Here is a 3307-nt window from a genome sequence, read left to right on the forward strand (position 1 = left end):
CGGTGCTCCGGGACTTCGCTGCCGGCCGGCTGCCGGACTACATGGTCCCCTCGGCGTTGGTGCTGCTGGACGCGATGCCGTTGACGGTGAACGGCAAGCTGGACCGAAGCGCGCTTCCCGCCCCCGAATACTCCCTGATCACTGGTCGTGCTCCGGCGACGCCGGACGAGGAGCTGCTGTGCGGGCTGTTCGCCGAGGTTCTCGGGCTGGAGACGGTCGGTGCGGAGGACTCGTTCTTCGAACTCGGCGGTGACTCGATCATGTCGATGCTGCTGGTCTCGCGGGCCCGCCGGGCGGGGGTGGAGATCACCGCACGGCAGGTGTTCGAGCAGCGAACCCCCGCCGCCCTCGCCACGGTTGCCGAACGGCTGTCTGACGGTGACGCCGACGAAGGCGGGGCTCTCGCCGTGATCGAGGCCGTGGGCGAGGTGCCCCTGACCCCGGCGATGTCCGCGCTCGCCGAGGAGGCCGGACCGTCCGCGCTGGAGGGTGGCTTCTTCCAGTCGATGATGGTGCAGGTTCCGGCGGGGCTCGACTTCGGGCGGCTCGGCGACTCCCTGCGCGTTCTGGTCGATCACCACGATGTGCTGCGGGCCCGCCTGCACTCCTCGGCGGCGCGGTTGGTCGTACCGCCGGTCTCCGAGGCGTTGCCGGTGGCGGACTGGCTCCGCCGGGTGGACGCGGCAGGCCTGGACGGTCCGGAGCTGCACCGGCTGATCGGCGAGGAGGCGCGGGCGGCCGGCGACCGGCTGGATCCGTCGACCGGACGGATGGTGCAGGCGGTGTGGTTCGACGCCGGGCCCCGAACTGCCGGGCGGCTGCTTCTGGTGGGGCACCACCTGGTCGTCGACGGGGTGTCCTGGCGCATCCTGCTGCCCGACCTGGCGTCGGTCTACGCCGATCTGACCGCCGGGCGTGAGGCGGTCCTGGATCCGGTGCGGGTGCCGTTCCGCCACTTCGCTGTCTCACTCGCCGAGCAGGCCGTCGGCGCTGAACGGGCCGCCGAACTGCCCACGTGGACGCGGATCCTCCAGGGTCCCGACCCCTTGCTGGGGGCCCGCCCCCTGGACAGGGAGCGTGACGTGGCGACGTCCATGCTCCGGGTGGCGACAACCGTTCCGTCCGACGTCACGCGGGAACTGCTGACCCGCGTTCCGGCGGCGTTCAACGCAGGTGTCGACGACGTGCTTCTGGCGGCGCTCGCGCTCGCGATCGCGGAATGGCGTGGTAGGCGCGGTACCTACGCGAGCGGTGGGGTCCTGGTCGATGTCGAGGGTCATGGGCGTGAGCCCTTGGTCGAGGACATGGACCTGTCGCGAACGGTCGGCTGGTTCACGAGCGTGTATCCCGTACGGCTGGACGCCGGACGTGTCGACTTCGCCGAGGTGCGGGCCGGTGGTCCGGCCGCCGGTCGTGTACTGAAGCGGATCAAGGAGCAGTTGAGGGCCGTCCCCGGCGACGGCCTGGGCTTCGGTCTGCTGCGCTATCTGAACCCGGAGACCGCGCACGTACTCGCCGAACTGCCCCAGCCCCAGATCGGGTTCAACTACCTCGGCCGTTTCACCACAGGCGGGATTCGGGGCGGTGAGGACTGGCAGCCCGTCGGTGAGAACGCCCTGGGCGGTGGCGCCGACGCCGAGATGGCGGCCACCCATGCCCTGGAAGCCGCCGGACTGGTCCACGACACACCCGACGGCCCCGAGCTGGTGCTGTCGTTCACCTGGCCACAGCGACTGCTGAATCGATCGGCGGTCGACGATCTCGCGTCCGGCTGGACAGCCATGCTCGCCGGGATCTCCGCGCACATCACCCGTTCCGGCGGCAACGGCGGCCATACGCCGTCCGACTTCTCGTTGGTGACTCTGGCTCAGCATCAGATCGACGAGCTCGAGCTCGACCTGGATCTCGACCTTACGGACGAAAGGTAAGACCTCAATGAAGCAGATGCGCGTCGAGGATGTCTGGCCGCTGTCGCCGCTGCAGGAGGGCTTGCTTTTCCACGCCCTGTACGACGAGCAGGTCGTCGACGTCTACGCGGCACAGCGAATCCTGGACCTCGAAGGGGTGTTGGACACCGGCGTGCTGCGGGCGTCGTGGGAGGCGCTGCTGGCGCGTCACGCGAGCCTGCGTGCGGGCTTCCGTCAGCCCGCGGGCGCCCCGCAGCTGGTCCAGGTGATCATGCGGCAGGTGGCACTGCCCTGGCGGGAGGTCGACCTCTCGGACCTGTCCGAGGACGAGGCGGTGGCCGAGGCGGAGCACCTGGCGGAGGAGGAGCGCGAGCGCCGGTTCGACTTCGCGAAGCCGCCGCTGCTGCGGCTGTTACTGGTCAAGCTCAATGCCGGCTGTCACCGACTGGTGATCACCTTGCATCACGTCGTTATGGACGGCTGGTCGATGCCGGTGCTGATGCGGGAGTGGCTGACGATCTACGCTGCCGGGGGCACCGCGGACGGGCTGCCCCCCGTGACTCCGTACCGCGAATATCTGGCGTGGCTGGCCCGGCAGGACAAGGAGGCCGCGCGGGAGGCGTGGCAGGAGGCGCTTGCCGGGGTGGAGGAGGCGACCCTGGTGGCGCCGGCCGACCGCGATGCGGCGGGTGTCATGCCGGGCGAAGCGGTCGCCCACGCGGGTGAGCAGCTCGCCGAGAGACTGCGGGCGGTGGCTCGGGAACACGGCCTGACGCTCAACACCCTGGTGCAGGGCGCTTGGGGTCTGCTGGTCGGGAAGCTGACGGGTCGGCGCGAGGTGGTGTTCGGTGCGACGGTGGCGGGGCGTCCGGCGGAGTTGCCGGGTGTGGAGAACATGCTGGGGCTGTTCATCAACACGGTTCCGGTGCGGGTGTCGTTGGATCCCGCGCAGACGATGATCGAGATGCTCGGCGGACTGCAGGACCGGCAGGCGGCACTGCTCCCGCACCAGCACCTGAGCCTCACCGAGATCCAGCGGGCCGCAGGAGCCGGCGCCGGCTTCGACACGCTGATCATGTACGAGAACTACCCCGTCGACCCCACCGATGCGCGGACGCACGGCTCCCTGACGCTTACGGGAGCGGCGGTCGAGGACGCTGCGCACTATCCACTGACGCTGGCGGTCGTCCCGGCCGACGGCCTCGAACTGCGCCTGGACTACCGCCCTGATGTGTTCGACGAGGCTGCCGCTGAGGCGTTGGTTGGTCGTTTGGTGCGGGTGTTGGAGCAGGTGGCGGCTGATCCGTGTGTGCGGGTGGGTCGGGTGGGTGTGCTGGGTGATGTGGAGCGTCGGTTGGTGCTGGCGGACTGGAACGACACGGTGGTGTCGGTGCCGGGTG

The 3307-nt window shown here is 69.9% G+C and carries 2 protein-coding genes; both read left to right on the plus strand.

The genetic code is table 11. The annotated features are described in order from the left end of the window. The coding region (locus tag Q8A52_RS48705) for a condensation domain-containing protein (protein ID WP_316765131.1) at positions 1–1928 on the plus strand (1928 nt) is incomplete at its 5' end. Positions 1929–1935: 7 nt separating this feature from the next. Then, positions 1936–3307, plus strand: a 1372-nt coding sequence (locus tag Q8A52_RS48710; RefSeq protein WP_316765132.1) for a condensation domain-containing protein, incomplete at its 3' end; no start/stop codon positions are given.

This window comes from Streptomyces herbicida (genome assembly GCF_032656585.1).
GTDB lineage: Bacteria > Actinomycetota > Actinomycetes > Streptomycetales > Streptomycetaceae > Streptomyces > Streptomyces herbicida.